Below are 19619 nucleotides of genomic sequence, written 5' to 3' on the forward strand. Positions count from 1 at the left end.
ACAAAACCCTCGGTAGAGGGTTTTGTTTTATCTAATTTACAACTAATCAGTGCATGATATTTTATGTAGGTGGTTTCCTGTATGAACTAAGTTGTGGTGTGTTTGAATCGCCTTGCTGCTAGAGCTTATTGTGCTTGTAGTGAGTCTGGTAAGATCGTTGAAATAATTAGAAGATTCTGAGCTCGCAACTGATGCCGATGACGGTGCTGCGCGGGCTTTTCAACGTCCAACCAACCGCTGCAGGGCGGATTACAAACTAAAGAGATGTCGCATGCCATTTGCCGCAATGACGTCCATTACGCTACGACTGCGTATGGCTTTTTTGATTGTTGCCGCGACCACCTTGTGTGCGGGTCTAGTCGCCATTTGGGTGTTTCGTTCTGTTGATCAAACCTATAGCAATATTTCGAAAGAGAGTTATCCGGCAACGCGGACCATTGCCGAATTAGAGAAAAATGCCTTGGAAGTCGCTTTGTGGCTCCATCAGCTCTCTAGTGCCAGTGATGAAGCGAGTCGAGCCGATGCATTTCGACATTTGGGCCCCTTATTGCAACAAGCCCCCACGCATCTAAGCCAGCTAGAAACATTCTACAGCACAAAAAATCAAGCTCTGGCCGAGCAATATAGCCAAATCAGCAAGCAATTTGTTGAAACCAATCAGATTATTCAAGACTTAATCGAAATTGATCAAAAGAACCGCCTGATCGTGCAGCAAGTTGAGGCGATGAATGCTGGCTTTGAGAAAAGCATCGATCCACTGCTGCATAAGGCTAAAGAAGATCTGTTGTTATCGGCAGCGAAAACCTCTGCGCAAGCAGGGCAAAAATGGGCCAAGTTAAATGAGGCCGAAAAATCATTGCGCATCGGAGCGACTGCGGTACGGGCCGATATTTCGCGTTTGCAAATGCTAATTGTTAATGAGGGAGCCGAAGGTTTTCGCAAGAAAGGCCCAGAAATTATTGATCGTTTGGAAAAAGCCATTTTACAAACTGAACCAGAGTTTCGCGCGGAAGGGGCTAAGCTAATCAAGATTTTGCGCTCCCCAATGGCCAATGTTTCCAGAGATTCGTCAGAGGCGATGACGAATTTCTTTCGCAATACCAGCCGTTTAAATCAGCGCGCAATGGATCAACTGAACCATACCGGTGATTTAATCACCCAAGAAGCAACCAGCTCGGTGGTGAATTTGGTGAATAACCAAGTCCAAACATTAACGGCCAGCGAGCAAATAAAAAGTGGCTATTTCCGGCTCATGAGCACCTTACGCAAGATGATCTGGTCGCAAAATGAGGAAGTGTTAAAGGCAGAGAGCCATCGTTTTCAAACTACTTATAACGAGGTGCTTGCGGCAACGCAGCGCATTGTGAATCCTCAATTTCGGCAGGCTCAGCTTGATAGTCGTACTGCCTTGGAAAATTTACAGCATCAACACCAACTGATCTTGGCGCAAACATCGCGCAAAATTATCCTCAAGGCGCTTTTAGAGCGTTTAGAGGCAGAAAATAAAAGCGTTACCAATGAGTTGCTAAAAACTACGCATTCGCTAAGCACCTCGGTATCAGGTAGCTTAAGCGGACAGGTGAGGGTGCTGGATAAAGAAATAAAGCACAGTGTGCGTTTCATGATGATTGCGACTTTTCTATCGATTTTGGTCGCTTTGCTCGTTGGCTGGCTGTATGTCTCACGCTACCTCGGGAATCGACTTGAACGTTTAGCCCAAGCCATGCGCTCCTTATCACAAGGACAATTGGCCGATGATTTGGTCGTGCAAGGCAGCGACGAGATTAGTGATATTGAGCAAGGTGTAGTGCAGTTTCGGGCCTTGCTCATTCAGCAGCAAGAACAAACAGAGGCCTTAAGGCTGGCGCGTGATGAAGCACAGGCCGCGGTTAAAATGAAGAGCGAATTTTTGGCCAATATGAGTCATGAAATTCGTACACCACTGACCGCGATTTTGGGCTACACCAATTTGGTAGCCAAAAATGATCTGACAAGTGTGCAGCGACAATATATTGGTCGGGCCCAAATCTCAGCGCAAATGCTGTTGGGGGTGGTGAATGATGTGCTCGACTTCTCCAAAATTGAAGCCAATAAGCTGGAAATCGAAAATAGCCCGTTTGATGTTATGCAGTTGTTTGGCCAGTTAGCAGGTACTGTTGCCATTCAGGCGCAGGAAAAAGGCTTGCGCTTAAGTTTTGAAATTGCCCCCGAAGTGCCCAACTATTTACAGGGTGACGCCTTGCGTTTGGGGCAAGTGCTGCTCAATCTACTCAATAATGCAATTAAATTTACCACTCAGGGTGATGTGAGCTTGTTTGTGCGCTGTGTTCGACAGGATGCACAAAACATAGCCCTTAGTTTTGCCGTGCAAGACTCAGGAATAGGGATTAGTGACGAAGCGCAAGCACGCTTGTTTAATTTATTTAGCCAAGCCGATTCATCGACCACGCGGCGTTTTGGTGGAACAGGGCTGGGCTTGGCAATTAGCCAGCAATTAATTCATTTAATGGGTGGCCATATCCGCGTGCATAGCGAGCTAGGTTTGGGTTCGGAGTTTAGTTTTGAATTGCAATTTGTTAAAACCGCGCAGCAGGTCGAACCCTTGTCCTGTTTTGAAGCGCGTCGAGCAATTATTGCCGACAGCAATCCAGATCATGCACTGCATTTAAGCCAGCACTTGCATGCGCTCGGCTGGCAGACCGTTGTGCTGAATAATGCAGCTCAACTGCAAAGTTATTTGGCCTCTGATCAGGCGATCGACCTGCTGTTTTTAGAGGTCAAACTTTGCCAGCAACCAGGCCAAGGTATTTGCGAACAAATGCAAAAACTGAGCACGCAAGGTATACCACTTATTCTGCTGTGCTACGGCCTAGATGATGTCAATCAGGCGCAAAACAGTAATTTAAAAGATTGTCCAGTCATAATTAAGCCCTTGGTGCCCAGCCATATCCGTAGCGTGATTGCCCAAGCCCTGGATCTCGATCAAGCGAATGCGACGGCAGACCAGCCATCGTCTGAGCAGGAGGTGCTGCAAGGTTTGCGCGTCCTGTTGGTTGAAGATACCGACATCCTGCTCGATTTAGGGCAAACGGTGTTGAGCAATATGGGGGCCGACGTAACCGCCGTAAGTAGTGGCAATGCGGCGATTGCCGCTGTGATGTCGACGACTTTTGACGTAATTTTGATGGATGTGCAAATGCCTGATATGGATGGTCGCGATACTACGCGCGCCATCCGGGCGCTGCCTGGCTGTGATCAGTTGCCTATTCTGGCGCTAACCGCCCACGCAATGGAAGGTGAGCGTGAACTTTGCCTAGCGGCAGGGATGAACGATCATTTATCCAAACCGATTGATGCACAAACGCTAAAACACGTCTTACAAGCCTATTTGCCACAAGGTCGGGGTGTAATGTTGTCGCACGTAGAACCCGCCGTCAGCGCGCAGGCAAGTTTTGCCAGCGATGGGGTTGATTTTCTATCGGCTTTGCAACGCATGGGCAGCATGAAAATGCTGAGCAAAATGTTGCCACGTTTTGTCGAGCGATTTGCAGATAGTGCCGCGCAATTGCAGCGTTTGATTGCTGAGGGACAATTCGCCGAGGCTGAGCGCCTAGCCCACACGTTAAAAGGCGTGGCGGGGCAGGTTGAGGCTGGCAAAGTGATGCAGCTTGCTGCAATAATCGAGCAAAGACTGCATCACGGGCAAGGCGATTTAGCCGAACAATTGGATGAGTTGGCCAGCGCTTTGACACAGGCCTGTACGCAAATTACACAATGGTTGGCGGTGAATGTGGCCACTGAGTCTGTGGTTTGATCCTGAGTATGGGTCGAAAGAATAATATAAGATTGGCTTTTCGACCTATACGGGCTGGATGTATCTGGCTCTTTTCCAAATTGTTCGGGTTATTGCTTGTTGAGAATTAATCCTCCTCACCCAAAAAACCACCACTTTGGTGCGCCCACAATCGTGCATAAATACCGCCTTGCGCGAGCAGCTCGGCGTGCGTGCCTTGTTCAACAATTTGGCCCTGATCGAGTACGATCAATCTATCCATCGCCATGATCGTCGACAGCCGATGCGCAATCGCGACGACGGTTTTGCCTTCCATGAGCTTGTAAAGGCTTGCTTGAATCGCCGCTTCCACCTCCGAATCGAGCGCGCTGGTCGCTTCGTCGAGCAATAGAATCGGCGCATTTTTCAGCATCACGCGCGCAATCGCGATCCGTTGGCGCTGTCCGCCCGAAAGCTTCACGCCGCGCTCGCCTACGTGCGCATCATAGCCTTTGCGCCCGCTCGGATCGCTTAGCTGGCTAATAAAATCGTGCACTTCGGCCCGCTGCGCAGCGCGGATCATTTCGGCCTCAGAGGCATCGGGCTGGCCGTACAGAATATTGTCGCGCACCGAGCGATGCAGTAGCGAGGTGTCTTGCGTGACCATGCCGATTTGGTGGCGCAAACTGTCTTGCGTTACCGCGGCAATATCTTGTCCATCGATGCGAATTTGGCCGCTGTGCAAATCGTAAAAGCGCAGTAGCAAATTCACAATCGTCGATTTGCCTGCACCAGAGCGCCCGACCAAGCCGATTTTTTCTCCCGGCTGGATGGTTAATTGCAGCCGATCGATAATCGCCTTGGCGCTATCGTCTTGGCCGTAATTAAAGCGTGCCTGATCAAATTCGATCAAACCGCGGCTGACTTGCAAAGCGGGGGCGTTAGGCTGGTCAAGCACGCTGGCGGGTTTGGCCAGCGTGTTAATGCCGTCTTGCACCGTGCCGATGTTTTCAAACAGGCCGGCCATTTCCCACATAATCCAATGCGACATGCCGCTTAAGCGCAAAGCCATGGCGGTCGCTGCTGCGACGGCACCCATGCCCACTTCGCCGAGTGTCCATAAATACAATACCGCGCCCGCCGTTGAGGCGATCAGCAGCATGCTCAGCGTGTGGTTGACGATTTCAAACAAGCTGACCAAGCGCATTTGGCCGTACGCGGTCAGCATAAATTCTTGCATCGCCGTTTTGACAAAACTGGCTTCGCGGTTGGTGTGCGAAAACAGTTTTACGGTGCTGATATTGGTGTAGGCGTCGGTGACGCGGCCAGTCATCAAGGAGCGCGCATCGGCTTGTTCGCGCGACACCCGGCTCAGGCGCGGGACGAAATAAATCATCGCCACGATATACAGCAGCAACCAGCCCACAAAAGGCAGAATCAACCGCGTGTCAAAGCCGCCTGCGACCGAGGCCATCGTGACAAAATAGATAATGACAAACACAAAAATATCGCAGGTCGTCAGCACCGTATCGCGCACCGCCAACGCGGTTTGCATTACTTTGGCCGAAATACGGCCAGCGAATTCGTCCTGATAAAAGCTCATACTTTGGCCGAGCATTTTGCGATGGAACTGCCAGCGCAAACGCATCGGGAAATTCCCGGCCAAAGTTTGGTGTTTGATCAAGGTTTGCAGGCCAATCAGGATTGGGCTCGCGAGCAAAATGCCGAGCAAGAGCAGCAGGTTTTGCTTCTCGTTTTGCCACAATAGCGCCGGCTCGGTGCGACCCAGCCATTCGACCACATTGCCGAGCATGCTATAGAGCAGCGCCTCAAACGCGCCGCACAAGGCCGTCAGCAGCGCCATCACTGCGATGTAGGCGCGCATCCCCTTGGTGCAGCTCCAGACAAAACCGAAAAAGCTGCTTGGCGTTTCGGCGCTTTGATCAGGGTAGGGGTGGATGAGTTTTTCAAAAAATGAAAACATGGCTGCGCCAAATAAAAATAATTATCAGCTGATTCTATCGTACTTTTGTCCTCTGCTTGAGCAGGCTTTCGCAACGAAATGTTATTTTCGTGTCAGTATATTTCGTTAGGGTATTGCTCTCTAGATTATTTGATGTGAGATTTCTGGCGTAATACCCAGTTGGTGTATGTGTGAGCCAAAAAAAACGGCAGCCGAAGCTGCCGTTTTTGTCAGAAGTAAAACTTAGTTAGACTTGGTGTTATCAACCACGATCTGGCCGTTAAACTTCACTTGGCCGCGGAAGAAGTAGTCTACGCACGCTTTGTAGTCGCCTGGATTGGCCAAGCTAAATGGCGTTTGGTAAGTCGCCAACTGGCAAGACCAAGACACGCCGCCTGGGTTGTTGGCGTTGTAGTTCCAACCTTTATCCAGATACGTTTTAGTCGCTGCTGCTGAGCCATCGGTAAAGCCTTTCGATGTGCCGCAAGTCAGTTGCTCGCCAGTGATGTCAACGCCGAGTTCTTTAGTGAACTCTTTGTACGCCGCGATACGGTTCAGCGATTGATTGGCTTCAGAACCTTTACCACACTCGATACCACCGTTGATGATGTAAGTGGTTGCACCAAAGCCTGGCTTCATATTGTTGGCGGCATCCACTTGATTTGGCTGCCATGTGCCATCAACAACCCAAGTCATAGGTGGTTTTGGCGATTGTGGGTAAACCGCGAACCAGATCGCTGAGGCGAAGTTCATCCAGGTATCGGCTACCAAGCCTGGCTTATCAAGCAAGACGTTCACATCGCCGTACATCGATTTGCTGAATGGACCGTAGTTGTAGTTCCAAGACAATTGCTTAGAGCCGCGACCGAAGTAGCTGAAGTACTGGCCTTGCTCGTTTTTACCGCATGGGTAGAAGATCGAGAAGATCGAGCCGCCCGCGCCGTTAAAGCAATCTTGGTAACCACCAACGCCGCTGCCCTCTTGCATGCCTTGTTCACGCAGGAACCACAAGCCTTGACGGAAGGTTGGAATCGCTGTGTTTTGCTCCATTGTCGCCAACACCGCGTTGTTTTGATCGGCGTAGCCGCGTGCGGTTGCAGGCGTCAAAGCTGGCCAGTTCGCGCCAGTTTCTTGCGCGAAGTGAGCAAACGACGTTGCCAGCAGTTTTTTACAAATCAGATCTGAATCGCGACCATCGGTGTAGGTTTTGCAATACGCTGGGAATTTCGCTACGCCTTTGAGCAAGTTCAGATACGTGTATTTCACGTTGCGTACAGGGAAGAAGTAATCAAACTTCGATTCTGGCAATACACGTTCAACGCGTTTTACGTTGTCTGGATTACCTGCTGCACCGGCAGCCACCGCGTCAACCACTGAATCTGGACGAACTTGCAGTGCTTCGCGGATGCGGTCGATGGTTTTGCTGTCAGAACCGGCTTGGCTGTACAGCGCTTGTTCAGCAGCAGCAAATTGCGCATCAGTTGGGTAGCCCGCTGGTGCTGTAATGTACGTGATTTGCGGTTTGTACGATGCAGTTGATGGCGTTGGTGCAGGAGAAGGTGAAGCACATGGGCATGGGGTGGGAGCAACTGTGCTGACTGGTGTCGATACTGGTGTATTTACAGGCGTAGCAGTTGGTTTAACCGTCACCACTGGTGTTGCCGTTGGCGCAGCAGTAACAACTGGCGTGGCCGTCGGTTTTGCTGTCACAACAGGTGTCGCTGTTGGTGCTGGCGTTGAACCACCAGAGCTGCAGGTGCCGCCCGCTTTCCACAATGTTGGTGTTGAAGCTGGATTCCAGTTTGCACCTGCATAAGCGGTGTGCGTAGATAGGGCGGTATAGCTCGCACCGCCATAGCTAACAGAGGTTCCAGCTGTATACGTATTGCCTTCAGCCCAAACTGCGCAGCTGCCTGCGCTTGGTGCTGTGGGTGCAGGGCTTGCTGGTACGGTGGCCATCGGTGTGGCGGTTGGGGCACTGGTCGGTGCTGTTGTTGGTGCCTGCGTCGGCGCGGCGGTTGGCGCGCTGGTTACATTTGCAGTTGGGACTGGGGTGGCGCTAGCTGTGCCAAGCAATTCCCATGGGCCCCATTGTTCGGTGCCTGGTACATTACCTTGTGTCCACCATTTAGCTTTGTAATCTTTACCTTGGTAAGTGACCACTTGGCCGCCGGTATACACCGCTTTACTATCCCAAGCGGTTGCCGCCATCACTTGTACCGAGCAAATAGCCGCCGGGATTGCCGCCAGCATCCAACGATTCAATTGCAACATAAATCTAGTCTCCATCCTATTGCGCACCCGCTAGTAGCAGGTAGCTCGTTTTGGTTTTGACGGCTGACTAATTCCTAAGACGCGCCGTGACAAGATATTAACGAAGTAATGAGATAAATGCCTAGTGCTGATTGTCACAATTGTTGTTTTAATTCATTGTTTTATTGATTATTACAATGTCGTAAACAAATAAGAGGCCTTATGTAAAAAAATAATTGATTTAGCTCAAAGAAAATGGCTTTCCTTTAAATATCAATATGTTAGATTTTTCTAATTTATCATTCGGAAAAATAATAAATTATCAACTTGTAGGTTAAGGCCAGGGTAATTCGCCCGGATTTTTATGCGCAATTAATGCTTGTGAAAAAGCGGGTGATTGAAAATGAATCCCAATTTCAGGTAATGCATAAAAAGCATAATTGCATTCACCCAAGCTAAATTCGATCGCATAGGCGTGTAAATAAGCGCGGTCGGCTGCGCCGCCACCATAGCGGTCATCGCCTAAGATCGCGCTGCCTAGGCTTTTCATCGCCACACGCAATTGGTGGGTGCGGCCACTGAGTGGCTTCAGAATAAATAAGCGCAAGCCGTTACCCAAACCAAAGCTGAAAAACTGCGTAGTGGCCAAAAGGCCGCCTTCGCGCACCAGTTTCCAGCAGCCATTACGGCCTTTTTCCATTCCCCCTTGGATTTTGCCTTGTTTTTTGCTTGGTTTTTTATCGCTGAGCGCAACGTAATATTTTTGAATTCGGTGCTCTGCAAACAATTGTGCTAGCTCGCGTGCCGTGTCGGCTGTGCGCGCAAAAATCAGCAAGCCTGAAGTGATTTTGTCTAAACGATGCACAGGATATAGCTCGTTCAAACCAGTTTGCTGGCGCAGCAACTCAACCAAGCTGTCTTGCTCATCGTTGTGATGAAAATCGAGATTAGCAGGCTTATTAATCACCAAAAATTGCTCGGTCTGCGCGATGATAGAAATGTTCTGCAGATTGGTCACGATGTTTTATTAACCCATTGATCGCCAAAATTGACTAGCAGCACGCCGATAATAATCAGTGCCGCACCCAGCAGACGTGGCCAGCTAATATCGCGCAGCGGCAGGCCCAACCAGCCGAATTTATCGAATAACAGCGAGGCGATCACTTGGCCGCCGATGATCAGCGCCATCATGCTGGCAGCCCCCAATTTTGGGGCGATCAGCGTGGTGCCAAATACAAACATCGCCCCCATCACCCCGCCCAATAGCATCCAAGGTTCAGCTTTCGGTAGCGCGAGCAGGGCGTTGATTTTTTGCCCGCTGGCTAGCGACATCAAAATCAGCGTTAGCATCCCCACCGCAAATGAGACCAATGCCGCCAGCAAGGTACTGCCACCGATGATGCTTTTGAGTTGATTGTTGACTGCGGCTTGCAATGGAACGATGAGGCCAATGACGAGCGCAAATAGCGCGTAAAAAGATTGCATGCCAGATCCTTAGCAGGAAAGAGGTCGATTTTAAGCGCTACAGCGCGAGATCGGCGTATTTGCGATGAAAAAAACGCTCAAATTGTGATCTAGCCAGTAAAATGAAGATGATCAAATTCCAATACAGGTTAGCGCATGCATCATATTTCAGCAGTCGAACTCAAAGCATGGCTTGATGACGCGAGTTTAGAACCTCCTAAATTATTAGATGTGCGCGAAGCGTGGGAGTTTGCGCTATGCCAAATTTCAGGTAGTGAACACATTCCAATGGGCAATATCCCCGCCGATCAAGCCAGGCTAGATCCCGATGCAACCTATGTGGTGATTTGCCATCACGGCGTGCGTAGCTATCAAGTCGCGGGTTTTCTGGAGCGCCAAGGGTTTGAAAAAATGGTTAATCTGGATGGTGGTGTGGCGGCATGGGCCGAGCAGGTTGATCCGAATATGGCAAGATACTAGTCGGGTGTATTTCTCAATAATGCTCTTATTGATTAATCTTCATGGCGATACCCAGGATTACTCGTATGCAGCGAATTAGCAATTTTTTGATCCTGCTAGAGAAAGCGCTGGCGGAGCAGCCAGATTTATACGCCGATCTAAAGGCCGTAATGCAGTTTGAGCCGACTTCGTTGCTGGCCTGGTTGCCGCTACTTGATTTGGCAGAACAAAAATTCGGTGATTTGGAGACCGTTGTACAGTGGCTAACTTGTCCGCATGCTGAGTTAAATGGACAAGCGCCTGCGATTTTGGTCGGATCGCAAGATGGGATCGAGCGGGCAAAAACCTTGCTGGCGATGTATGAAGCCCCGCCTTGGCGCAGCTAAAATCGCCCAGCATCTGAATTCTTTGTTCCATTTGCCAATGGGCTGGCTATGAAAATCTTACTTTGCGTGCTGTGTCTATTTGGATCGTGGTCTACAAGCACAATGCTACAGGCCGCGCCTGAGCCGCAGTCGCGTAAGGTCGTATTTTTATTAAGCCAAAGCAATAGTATGCCGATGCTGGAGTTGCAGCGTGATCGGCCTACGGATGGCATCCTTAAAGACATGGCCAGCGAGCTGGCCGCGCAATTGCAACGCGACGTTCAGTTTCGGGTGTTGCCACGAAAACGCTTGCAAGCTGAAATTGAATCGGGCGCGGCGGATTTGTATTGCTACACCAATGCTGGGTGGCTCAAGGGCGATATGCTTTGGAGTGAGCCACTCATTCGAAATCATGATGTGATTGTGACCCGCCGCGATACTGTGCAACCTAAGGCAATTCAGGCATTAAAAAACCAGCGTGTAGGCACCGTACTCGGTTATCAATACCCTGAGCTTGAGAAATTGCTGGGCCCTCAATTTATCCGTGACGATGGTTTGAGTGAGCAGCAAAACCTAAAAAAACTGCTCGCACGCCGTTATGACTACCTCATTATGAGCGAACTTGATTTTCTATATTTGTTTCGCCAGCGTGAGCTGAACAAGCAACTGAATCAAACAACGCTGCGCATTAGTAGTTATGACAATGCTTGTGCACTCAGTCGCCATAGCACGATTAAGCTTGCGCAGTTGAATGCAGCCATTCAAAGGCTGAAAAAAAACAACCGAATTCAGGCTATTCAACTGCGCTATCGATAGCCATTAATGACCATATCCATCCGGCTTGGCTTTATAAAACTCAATCGTTTGCACATTCGCCGTTGTGGGTGGCGGCGATTTGAGAATGTGCGATTTCATTTTGCCCACCACGTGCATCTCGCACGGCTTGCAATCAAAATCGAGGCGATACGTCTCTGAGCCAGAACTGAGTGTCATCGAGTCCGCTTTGATTTGACCCTTCACCCCAATCACACCTTTGGCCTGTTTCGGGCATAAATTAAAGCTAAAACGCAGGCAGTGTTTGGTCACCATCAACGGCACTTCGCCAGCTTCCTCGTGCGCTTCATACGCGGCGGCGATCAATTTAACGCCGTGCTGGGCATAAAATTCGCGTGCTTTGGCGTTATAGACATTGCCCAAGAACGATAGCGTTTCATCAGGGTATTGCGCTGGAGGCTCTACTGGCGCTTTGCGTTCAGGCCTATACCATGCTGCAATACGCGCAGCTTCTAATTGTTCAACCGCATCGCGGCGCAGCGCGTTAATCACTGACGCTGGCGCAAACCACGGTTGCGAAAGATTAAGTGCTACATCTTCGGCATAAAACATCGTATTGCCCAATTTGGCCAAATTATCGCGCAGCGTGCTCCACGCTTTATCGGCGTTTTGCGCTACTTCGAGCGCCAGCTCGACTTGCGCCGTTGCCGTACAGCCGTCGGCGTCGGTCATCGTGAGCGCGAGTCCAGAGCTAGTTTCATTTAACGTGAGCCAAGCGCCGATTTTGCGCTCGGCCGATTTTTTCGTTAGCGCCTGCTCCCACGCATGATCGCGGTTGCGATGAATTGGCGTGCCGGCTTTGAGGCCGACCAATTCACTCATCATTTCATTTGGGAACACGCGCCAGATGCCAGCGGCTTTATTCGCGGCCTCCACCGTGTTCGCTTGCACGCCAACTACTTCACGTTTTTTCATGAAGTTTAAGCCGTCGCCATTGCTCATCGCGTCGTTCTGATCGGCGACTTCCAGCTCGAAATATTTATCGGTGACTTTGGTGACGGTGCCCAGCGGCACGCCGACGTATTTCGGTGAATCAAACGCGCCGATGTCTTCTTTGCGCGCGGTGGCAAAGTAATCGGTGTGGCCGCGGTGGAATGATTTATCAACATCAGGGCGGAAGAAAATATCACTGCGACCGCTGGAAGCGGGCGCGAATTCGCTGCGTTGCTCCATGATTTCGTCGAGCAACAAGCGGTAATGCGCCGTGATGTTTTTGACGTACTGCATGTCTTTATAGCGGCCTTCGATCTTGAAAGAGCGCACGCCCGCGTCGATCAGCGCTTCCAGATTATTGGTCTGATCGTTGTCTTTCATCGACAGTAAATGTTTATCAAAAGCGACCACGCGGCCATTTTGATCGGTCAGTGTGTACGGCAAACGACAGGCTTGTGAGCAGTCGCCACGGTTGGCGCTGCGGCCAGTGTGCGCGTGGCTGATATTGCATTGGCCCGAAAACGCGACGCACAAAGCGCCGTGAATAAAGTATTCAATCGTCGCTCTGTCGCCCATGAAGTCGCTGATTTGCTTGACCTTGCCCAAACCCAGTTCGCGCGCTAACACGACTTGCGAGAAACCGACATCGGCCAAAAACGCCGCTTTTTCCGGCGTGCGAATATCGCATTGCGTGCTGGCGTGTAGCTGAATTGGTGGAATATCGAGCGAGAGTACGCCCATGTCTTGCACGATTAATGCGTCAACACCGGCTTCATAGAGCTGAATAATTTGTGATCGCGCCGGTTCTAGCTCGCTGTCGTGCAAAATCGTATTGAGCGTGACAAAAATACGCGAGTGGTAACGATGCGCAAATTTGACCAGCTCGGCGATGTCTTCAATCGAGTTGCTGGCGTTATGCCGCGCGCCAAAGCCCGGGCCGCCGATATACACCGCATCCGCACCGTGCAAAATGGCTTCGCGGCCGATTTCGGCGTTTTTAGCAGGGGAGAGCAGTTCGAGTTGGTGGGGCAATAACATGGGCTTTTCGCAATTAAGACAGCAAGGCGCGGAAGTATAGCGGAATCAAGGGCTTGTGCGGCGGATTTGCTACTTTTTCACTGAAGAAAAAGCTTAGCGGCTGCGGTTGCGGCGTGCGGTTTTTTCCTGATACATCTCGTGGTCAGCTTTGGCCAATATTTCATCGGCGCTATGTGCCGCACCGTCGCCATAGCTGGCTTGGCCGATGCTAAATGAAACGCCGTATTCTTGATTCAGTGTATGGGCCAATTGGCTGATTTCATCAATCCATTGAGCGGGTTGCAGTGTCGGAAGCAGAACAACAAATTCATCGCCGCCGATTCGAAACGCCTGCGCGTTTTTGTGCCTGAGTTTATTGGCGCATCGTTGCAGCACTAGGTCGCCTGTGTCATGGCCATATTGATCATTAACAGGCTTAAAGTTATTTACATCGATAAACAGCAGGGTGCCTTGCTCTTGGCTGGCAAGTTTGCTGCGCAATGATTCAAATAAGGCCCGACGGTTGCCTAAGCCGGTTAGTTCATCGGTAAACGCTTGCTGATAAAGGGAGTTTTGTAATTCAATGCTGCGTTTTTTTTCTTGATTTAGCTTTTCAATCACGCGTAAAAAGGCAATTCCGATCAGAAAAAAACCTGCTGCAAAGAATAAATCATCATAAGTATCCGCAATTTTGCCAATAAAACCTTCCCCTTTGAATACTCCATCGATCCAATCCATCAGATTGCCGATCCAGTAGATGGATACGCCTAGCGTGAAGGGGCGAAGTAAACTTTGGTTGCTGACTTTGCTCCAAACTAAGCCCAAGATCAGTGTGGTCACAAGCAAACCAAAGAGGTCGTGCGCATCAGGAAAGTTAAATACATGAAGCGCGCCGCGAATGAGGGCGAGGATGCCAATCCAATGCCAATAGCTAAGAAAATTCATTCAGTTGTTTACGCCTTCATGCGAAATCAATCAAAAAAATGGCGGTAGAGTGTGTTTACTTGCCTTATGGTGTGGCGATGAAGAAAATTAAAGGCTTGTTTTCAAAAGGTTCTTCTTCAATATACTTTGCTTTGTGTGGGTTGGTATTGGGGTTTTTATGTATGAAAAATCAGAAAATACATGCACAAGCGGGTAAATTCAGTTAAAAGTAAGCCCTTCGTTCTGAACTATTGTTGCTTGCGATGCGTATTCCTGTTTTAGCTTTCTCTTTTTTGCTGCTATCGGCATCGGCTGCGGCTACTGATCCGCGCTCTTACACGGTCAATGCTGATGATGTGGCGCGTACTTCGGTGCGCTACCGTGTTCAAGAGACCGAAGCGCCCCGTGGACCTAAGGAGATTGAACATCGAACCCGCCAATCCTACTCGATTCGACATGTGCAGTATTTCGGCCTCGCTGGGCAATTGGCCTATGCGGGTTTGAGTGTGCCATATCATCGTATTGAGCAAGATTTCAGCAATAGTCGCCGCAAAGGTGATGATCAGGATGGCTTAGGCGACCCGATGCTGGCGTTTGGCATGGGGCTATACCGTACCCCTGCGCTCAGTCGTGAAGCTCTGCGCAGCTACAATGACGACGGCCTCAGTAGCGGCTGCCAGCTTCATATCAGTGTGCCTTTGGGCTCATACCAGGAAATGCGCGCAAGTAATCCTGGTGCGAATCGCTGGATGGTCATCCCCGAGTGTCAGCTGGGCTGGAATCAAGGCAATTGGTTATTTGAAGGCTTGGCCAGCGTTAATTGGTTTTCCGATAACGACGAATACCGTGGCACGACATTTAGCCAAGAAAATCAATATAACTTGAAGTTGATCGGCAGTTACGGCTCGCAAAGATCGATGTATGGTGGCCTCACGCTGGAATATCATAATGGCGGCGAGACGATACGCGCCGGCCGTGCCGATGATAATAAGCTGGATAACTGGGTTGGCGGCGCGATGGTGTATTTCAAAATCGATGGCTTAACCAATGTGAAGTTGATCGGCGAAGTGCCGCTGAAAACTGCCAAAGGCGCGCCGGAAACCAGCGAATTCTCGGTCGTGCTCTCACACAACTGGTAAAGCACCGCGCTTGGTCTGATTGTCGGTTTGGCGTTTAGTCGCGCGTGATACTATGTGGCTCGTTTAAATAGATGCTCGCCCGTGCTTGGGTAGAGTGCTTTGGCTACGCGCCGGTTTACCAGATAGTGTGACTATGACTTTTTCTTCGCTCGGTTTATCAGATCAACTTGTTGCAGCTACGCTAGAACACGATTACGTCGCGCCAACGCCGATCCAAACCGCTGCGATTCCGGCAATTTTAGCCGGTAGCGATGTGCGTGCGTGTGCGCAAACGGGTTCTGGCAAAACGGCGGCGTTTGTCTTGCCGCTGTTGGCGCGTTATCAAGCGTATCGTTTGGAGCTGAGTACGTGTGATATTGATTTGCGGCCCAAGCAAAAAGCGGTGCAAACGCTGATTCTGGTACCGACGCGAGAACTCGCGGTGCAGGTAGCCGAGACCATTCGTAAACTGGCCAAACGTTTACCCGAATTACCCAAATTAGTCTGCGTCTATGGCGGCGTATCGATCAACCCGCAAATGATGGCCTTGCGTGGCGGCGCCGATATTGTGGTGGCGACGCCGGGGCGTTTGCTCGATTTGATTGATCAGCGCGCACTTAAAATCAATGCGGTGCGCTCGCTGGTGCTGGATGAAGCCGATCGCTTGTTTGATCTGGGCTTTAGCGCCGAATTAAACCGCATTTTAGAGATCTTGCCACGCCAGCGACAAAATCTGTTTTTCTCGGCCACCTTCTCGGCTGCGGTACAGGCTTTTTCTGAACTCTTGCTCCAGCAACCGGTGCGGATCGAGATTGAAGCCACGCCAGTGGTCGCGCCCGATATTTGGCAGCGCGCAATCGAAGTCGATGAAGCTGCGCGTACTTCAGTTTTGCGCCATCTAATTAAAGAGCGGGGCTGGCAGCGCGTTTTGGTTTTTGTGGCCACTCAATACGCCGCAGAACACGTCGCCACAAAATTAAAACGAGCCGGCATCAAAGCCGAGGCGTTTCATGGCAATTTTGAACAGGGCAAACGCAATCAGGTCATTAGCGATATTAAAGCGTCACGCATACAGGTTGTTGTCGCCACCGATTTAGCCGCGCGCGGTATCGATATTGCGCAATTGCCTGCGGTGGTGAATTACGACTTACCGCGCTCCAGCACTGATTACACGCACCGCATCGGTCGTACTGGCCGCGCGGGCGAGCGTGGCGAAGCGGTGAGTTTCATTACCGCTGATTTTGCCGCGCATTTTCAGCGTATTGAAAAACAATTAAAGCTAAATATCGAGCGCGAGCAAATTGCTGGGTTTGAGCCCAAAGATAAAATCAGCGTTGCCGAAATCAATTTGGTGGCCGCCGATGGCGGTGGTATCAAAGGCAAGCGCAAGAGCAAGAAAGATAAATTGCGTGAAGCGGCTGCATTGGCAGCGAAAGAATAATCTTGATGGGGTATTGCTCTGAAGGTATTACTAATAGACTGGTGTGAGGTGATACCCTCTATTTGCTGCTGATGCGATAGCGCTGCAAGATTGCTTCGATTTGTTTGTCGCTGTGCAATTGTGCTATTGCGGCTCTGATTTGCGAGTGGGGGATTTGCGGCTCAGGGGCAAACAGGCAATACGTGGTTTGCACATCGAGTGTTTGCACGATAGTTAATTTTTTTTCTGGCGCTAACTCGCGATTGAAATAGTCGACGTTGATGCGATTAGCAATACTGTACGGCAGTTTGCCGTCTTGGGTATTTTTTAGTAATACGGCTTGATTGGGAGAATCGATCCTACGAATAATCCCGCGGCGAATGGCATCTGCGATTTTCGGGTATTGATAACCCAGCACGGTCCCTAAATTCAAATGGCTGGTCTGTTCCAAATTAATCGGAACGATGGGGTGATTGGGCGCCTGAATAATCACGTTCTCTTGCGGCAAAAATGGCCCACTCCAGCGGTCAACTGGCAACGGGGTGTCGAGCCACTTTGGGTTGATATGGCACAGCACGTCAGCTTGATTCTTTTCGAGTGCAAATAACAAGCGCTTGCGAGGTAAAACTTGCAATTTAAGCTGAGCATTTAAGTTTTTGGCAATTTGTGCAAAGAGCTCAATAAATACTCCTGCGACGGGGTGGCCATCCTGATAGATCACTTGGGGCGAATTCCAAGCAGAGTCGACTACAACGCGGATTGCTTTTTCTGCCGCGCTGGTGCTGCTTAAAGCCAGAGTAAAGATCATTAAGCGCAAAAAGCTAATCATCGATTGGCACCTAGGAGCTTTGCTGAGTTGGCATGAAGCCATACTAGGCTATTTTTAACATCCTGTCGTGTGACTAAACTTTCAGCAAAGCTTCGCGCCCGGGCAGCCAACGATCCAAGTGCGGCTGCGCCAATTGCGGGCTGTGCGCCAGAATATCTTCAGCGGTTTCACGAGCGATTTCGAGTAAATCGACGTCGGCTTCCAAATCGGCAAAGCGTAGCATTGGCACGCCCGATTGCTTGACGCCCGCCAGCTCGCCGGGGCCGCGAATTTGCAAATCTTGCCGCGCAATTTCAAAACCATCGGTGTGCTCGTAAATCACTTTCAGCCGCGCTTTGGCGGTTTCGCCCAGCGGCGTGGTATAGAGCAAAATACATAGGCTGGCGTGCGCACCACGCCCAACGCGGCCGCGTAGCTGGTGCAATTGCGATAAGCCCATCCGTTCGGCGTGCTCGATCACCATTAGGCTGGCATTCGGTACATCAACGCCGACTTCAATCACCGTGGTCGCGACCAAAACCTGAATTTCATTGCGCGAAAACGCCGCCATCGTCGCCGCTTTCTCGTCCGCTTTCATCCGCCCATGCAGCAGCCCAACGCTGATGCCTTCTAGTTCTTCCGATAGTTGCGCGTGTGTATCGACCGCAGTTTGCAATTGCAGTGTTTCCGATTCTTCAATCAGCGGGCAAACCCAATACACTTGTCGGCCTTCCAGCACTTTGGCCGCGATGCGCTCGATAATTTCATCGCGTCGCGCATCCGAAACCAGTTTGGTGACAATTGGCGTACGCCCCGGCGGTAATTCGTCGATCACGCTAACGTCCAAATCGGCGTAAAAACTCATCGCCAAAGTGCGTGGAATCGGCGTTGCCGACATCATTAATTGATGCGGGCTGCCGCCTTTTTCGCGTAGCGCCAAACGCTGCGCAACGCCAAAGCGATGTTGCTCGTCGACAATCGCCAAACCGAGGTTTTTGAGCTCGACGCTGGCTTGGAAAATTGCGTGCGTGCCGACGAGTAATTGCGCGCTGCCATCGGCTGCGGCGGCCAAGGCTTCGCGTTTTTCTTTCGCTTTCAAGCTGCCCGCCAGCCAGACCACTTTGACGCCTAGCGGCGCTAGCCATTGCGATAATTTTTGAAAATGCTGTTCGGCCAAAATCTCGGTTGGCGCCAGCATCGCCACTTGGTAACCCGCTTCAATCGCGTGACAAGCGGCCACTGCGGCGACAATCGTTTTACCCGCGCCGACATCGCCCTGCAGCAATCTTTGCATTGGGTGTTTTTGCGTTAAATCGTGGCAAATTTCGAGTAAAACGCGCTTTTGTGCGCCAGTCAGGCCAAACGGCAGATTGCCGATTAATTGCGCCGCCAAACGACCTTCGGGCGCGATTGTTGGCGCAGTTTTTTCCCGCCGCACTGCGCGAGCAAGGCGCAGCGATAATTGCTGCGCGAGTAATTCGTCGAATTTCAGCCGCTGCCACGCCGGATGCGTGCGCGCCGTCAGTAAAATTTGTGGAATATCGGGCGTAGGGTTGTGTAGTAGCTTCACGCTGGCGGCAAAGTCGGGCAAATCCAGCGTATCGAGCAGCGCCTTGGGCAGCGTGTCGCTCAAGGTCGTCGCTTTGAGCGCTTTGGCGATTAAATTGGCGATCTGGTTTTGCGATAAACCCGCTGTCGTTGGGTAAATGGGGCTGAGCGCCTCTTGCAAGCTGACTTCGCCGCCGACGCGAATTTTCGGGTGCACCATTTCGGGGCCAAAGTAGCCGCGGCGGATTTCGCCATACAGCCGCACGCGTTTGCCCGCCGCCAGTTGCTGTGCTTGGCTGGGGTAAAAGTTCAGCAAACGAACCATTACCGAGCCGGTCGCATCTTTGACGCGCGCGACCAATTGTTTGCGCGGTTTGTAGTTGACTTCGCACGATAGCACTTCGCCTTCGATCAACACGCCACCCGCAACAACCTGCGCGTCGGCGATCGTATACAAATGCGTTTCGTCTTCGTAACGCATCGGTAAATGCAAAACCAAGTCAAAAGGGCGATTGATGCCGATTTTGGCGAGCTTGGCTTGCAAAGGGGCGGGAAGTTTAGCGAAGTCCATTTGTGGAACAATCGTTCTGTGATGTTGGCACTTTAGCGTTTTTTGTATCGACTGACTAGCGTTGGAGGTGCAAATTCATTTGATTTTCCATTTAGGAAATAGCTTGTCGAATTGATCTTTCAGTCTGGAAATTTGCGTCTACATTCAAAGCAAAGGCTGAAAGTATGGGA

The 19619-nt window shown here is 50.6% G+C and carries 14 protein-coding genes; 6 read left to right on the plus strand and 8 right to left on the minus strand.

From position 1 onward, the window contains the following. Positions 1-271: 271 nt before the first annotated feature. Positions 272-3814 carry a response regulator gene (locus NT239_14355; GenBank protein ID XGA70930.1) on the plus strand — a complete coding sequence of 1181 codons (3543 nt, stop codon included), beginning with the start codon at positions 272-274 and terminating at the stop codon, positions 3812-3814. 106 nt (positions 3815-3920) lie between these two features. On the opposite strand, the gene NT239_14360 is transcribed toward NT239_14355, so the two are convergent. The 4 genes from NT239_14360 to NT239_14375 all read right to left on the minus strand — a co-directional run bounded on the left by NT239_14360 (position 3921) and on the right by NT239_14375 (position 9473). Continuing rightward, entirely contained in the window at positions 3921-5756 is a 1836-nt protein-coding gene (locus NT239_14360) for an ABC transporter ATP-binding protein/permease (GenBank protein ID XGA70931.1), read from the minus strand. Positions 5757-5978: 222 nt separating this feature from the next. After that, positions 5979-8009 (minus strand): carbohydrate-binding protein, encoded by a 2031-nt coding sequence (locus NT239_14365; GenBank protein XGA70932.1) that lies wholly within the window; start codon positions 8007-8009, stop codon positions 5979-5981. Positions 8010-8322: 313 nt separating this feature from the next. Then, complete coding sequence (locus NT239_14370) at positions 8323-9006, minus strand: TIGR01621 family pseudouridine synthase (GenBank protein ID XGA70933.1); 684 nt, start codon at positions 9004-9006, stop codon at positions 8323-8325. Further along, positions 9003-9473, minus strand: a complete 471-nt coding sequence (locus NT239_14375; protein ID XGA70934.1) for a DMT family transporter — start codon at positions 9471-9473, stop codon at positions 9003-9005. Before NT239_14375 ends, NT239_14370 begins: the two co-directional genes overlap by 4 nt. Positions 9474-9608: 135 nt before the next feature. Between NT239_14375 and NT239_14380 the strand changes: the two genes are divergently transcribed. From NT239_14380 to NT239_14390, 3 genes are all read left to right on the plus strand, one after another. Next, on the plus strand, positions 9609-9932 hold the full coding sequence (locus NT239_14380) for a rhodanese-like domain-containing protein (protein ID XGA70935.1): 324 nt from the start codon (positions 9609-9611) through the stop codon (positions 9930-9932). Positions 9933-9997: 65 nt separating this feature from the next. Continuing rightward, complete coding sequence (locus tag NT239_14385; GenBank protein XGA70936.1) at positions 9998-10297, plus strand: MbcA/ParS/Xre antitoxin family protein; 300 nt, start codon at positions 9998-10000, stop codon at positions 10295-10297. 48 nt (positions 10298-10345) lie between these two features. Beyond that, complete coding sequence (locus tag NT239_14390) at positions 10346-11092, plus strand: transporter substrate-binding domain-containing protein (protein ID XGA70937.1); 747 nt, start codon at positions 10346-10348, stop codon at positions 11090-11092. Positions 11093-11095: 3 nt separating this feature from the next. Here NT239_14390 and NT239_14395 read toward each other — a convergent pair whose 3' ends face one another. Then, positions 11096-13081, minus strand: a complete 1986-nt coding sequence (locus tag NT239_14395) for a U32 family peptidase (GenBank protein ID XGA70938.1) — start codon at positions 13079-13081, stop codon at positions 11096-11098. Positions 13082-13174: 93 nt separating this feature from the next. Beyond that, positions 13175-14005, minus strand: coding sequence for a GGDEF domain-containing protein (locus NT239_14400; protein XGA70939.1), 831 nt, complete (start codon positions 14003-14005; stop codon positions 13175-13177). Positions 14006-14247: 242 nt separating this feature from the next. Between NT239_14400 and NT239_14405 the strand changes: the two genes are divergently transcribed. Both NT239_14405 and NT239_14410 read left to right on the plus strand, forming a co-directional pair. Then, entirely contained in the window at positions 14248-15123 is an 876-nt protein-coding gene (locus NT239_14405) for a transporter (GenBank protein XGA70940.1), read from the plus strand. Positions 15124-15256: 133 nt separating this feature from the next. Continuing rightward, a complete protein-coding gene (locus NT239_14410; GenBank protein ID XGA70941.1) occupies positions 15257-16543 on the plus strand; it encodes a DEAD/DEAH box helicase in 1287 nt (428 codons plus the stop codon). A gap of 58 nt (positions 16544-16601) precedes the next feature. Here the strand turns inward: NT239_14410 and NT239_14415 are convergent, their stop codons facing one another. Both NT239_14415 and recG read right to left on the minus strand, forming a co-directional pair. Further along, entirely contained in the window at positions 16602-17351 is a 750-nt protein-coding gene (locus tag NT239_14415) for a transporter substrate-binding domain-containing protein (protein XGA70942.1), read from the minus strand. A 73-nt stretch (positions 17352-17424) separates the two neighbouring features. Next, a complete protein-coding gene (gene recG, locus NT239_14420) occupies positions 17425-19449 on the minus strand; it encodes an ATP-dependent DNA helicase RecG (protein ID XGA70943.1) in 2025 nt (674 codons plus the stop codon). Positions 19450-19619 lie beyond the last annotated feature (170 nt).

Origin of the sequence: Chitinibacter sp. SCUT-21 (assembly GCA_041874755.1) — a bacterium.
Classification (GTDB): domain Bacteria; phylum Pseudomonadota; class Gammaproteobacteria; order Burkholderiales; family Chitinibacteraceae; genus Chitinibacter.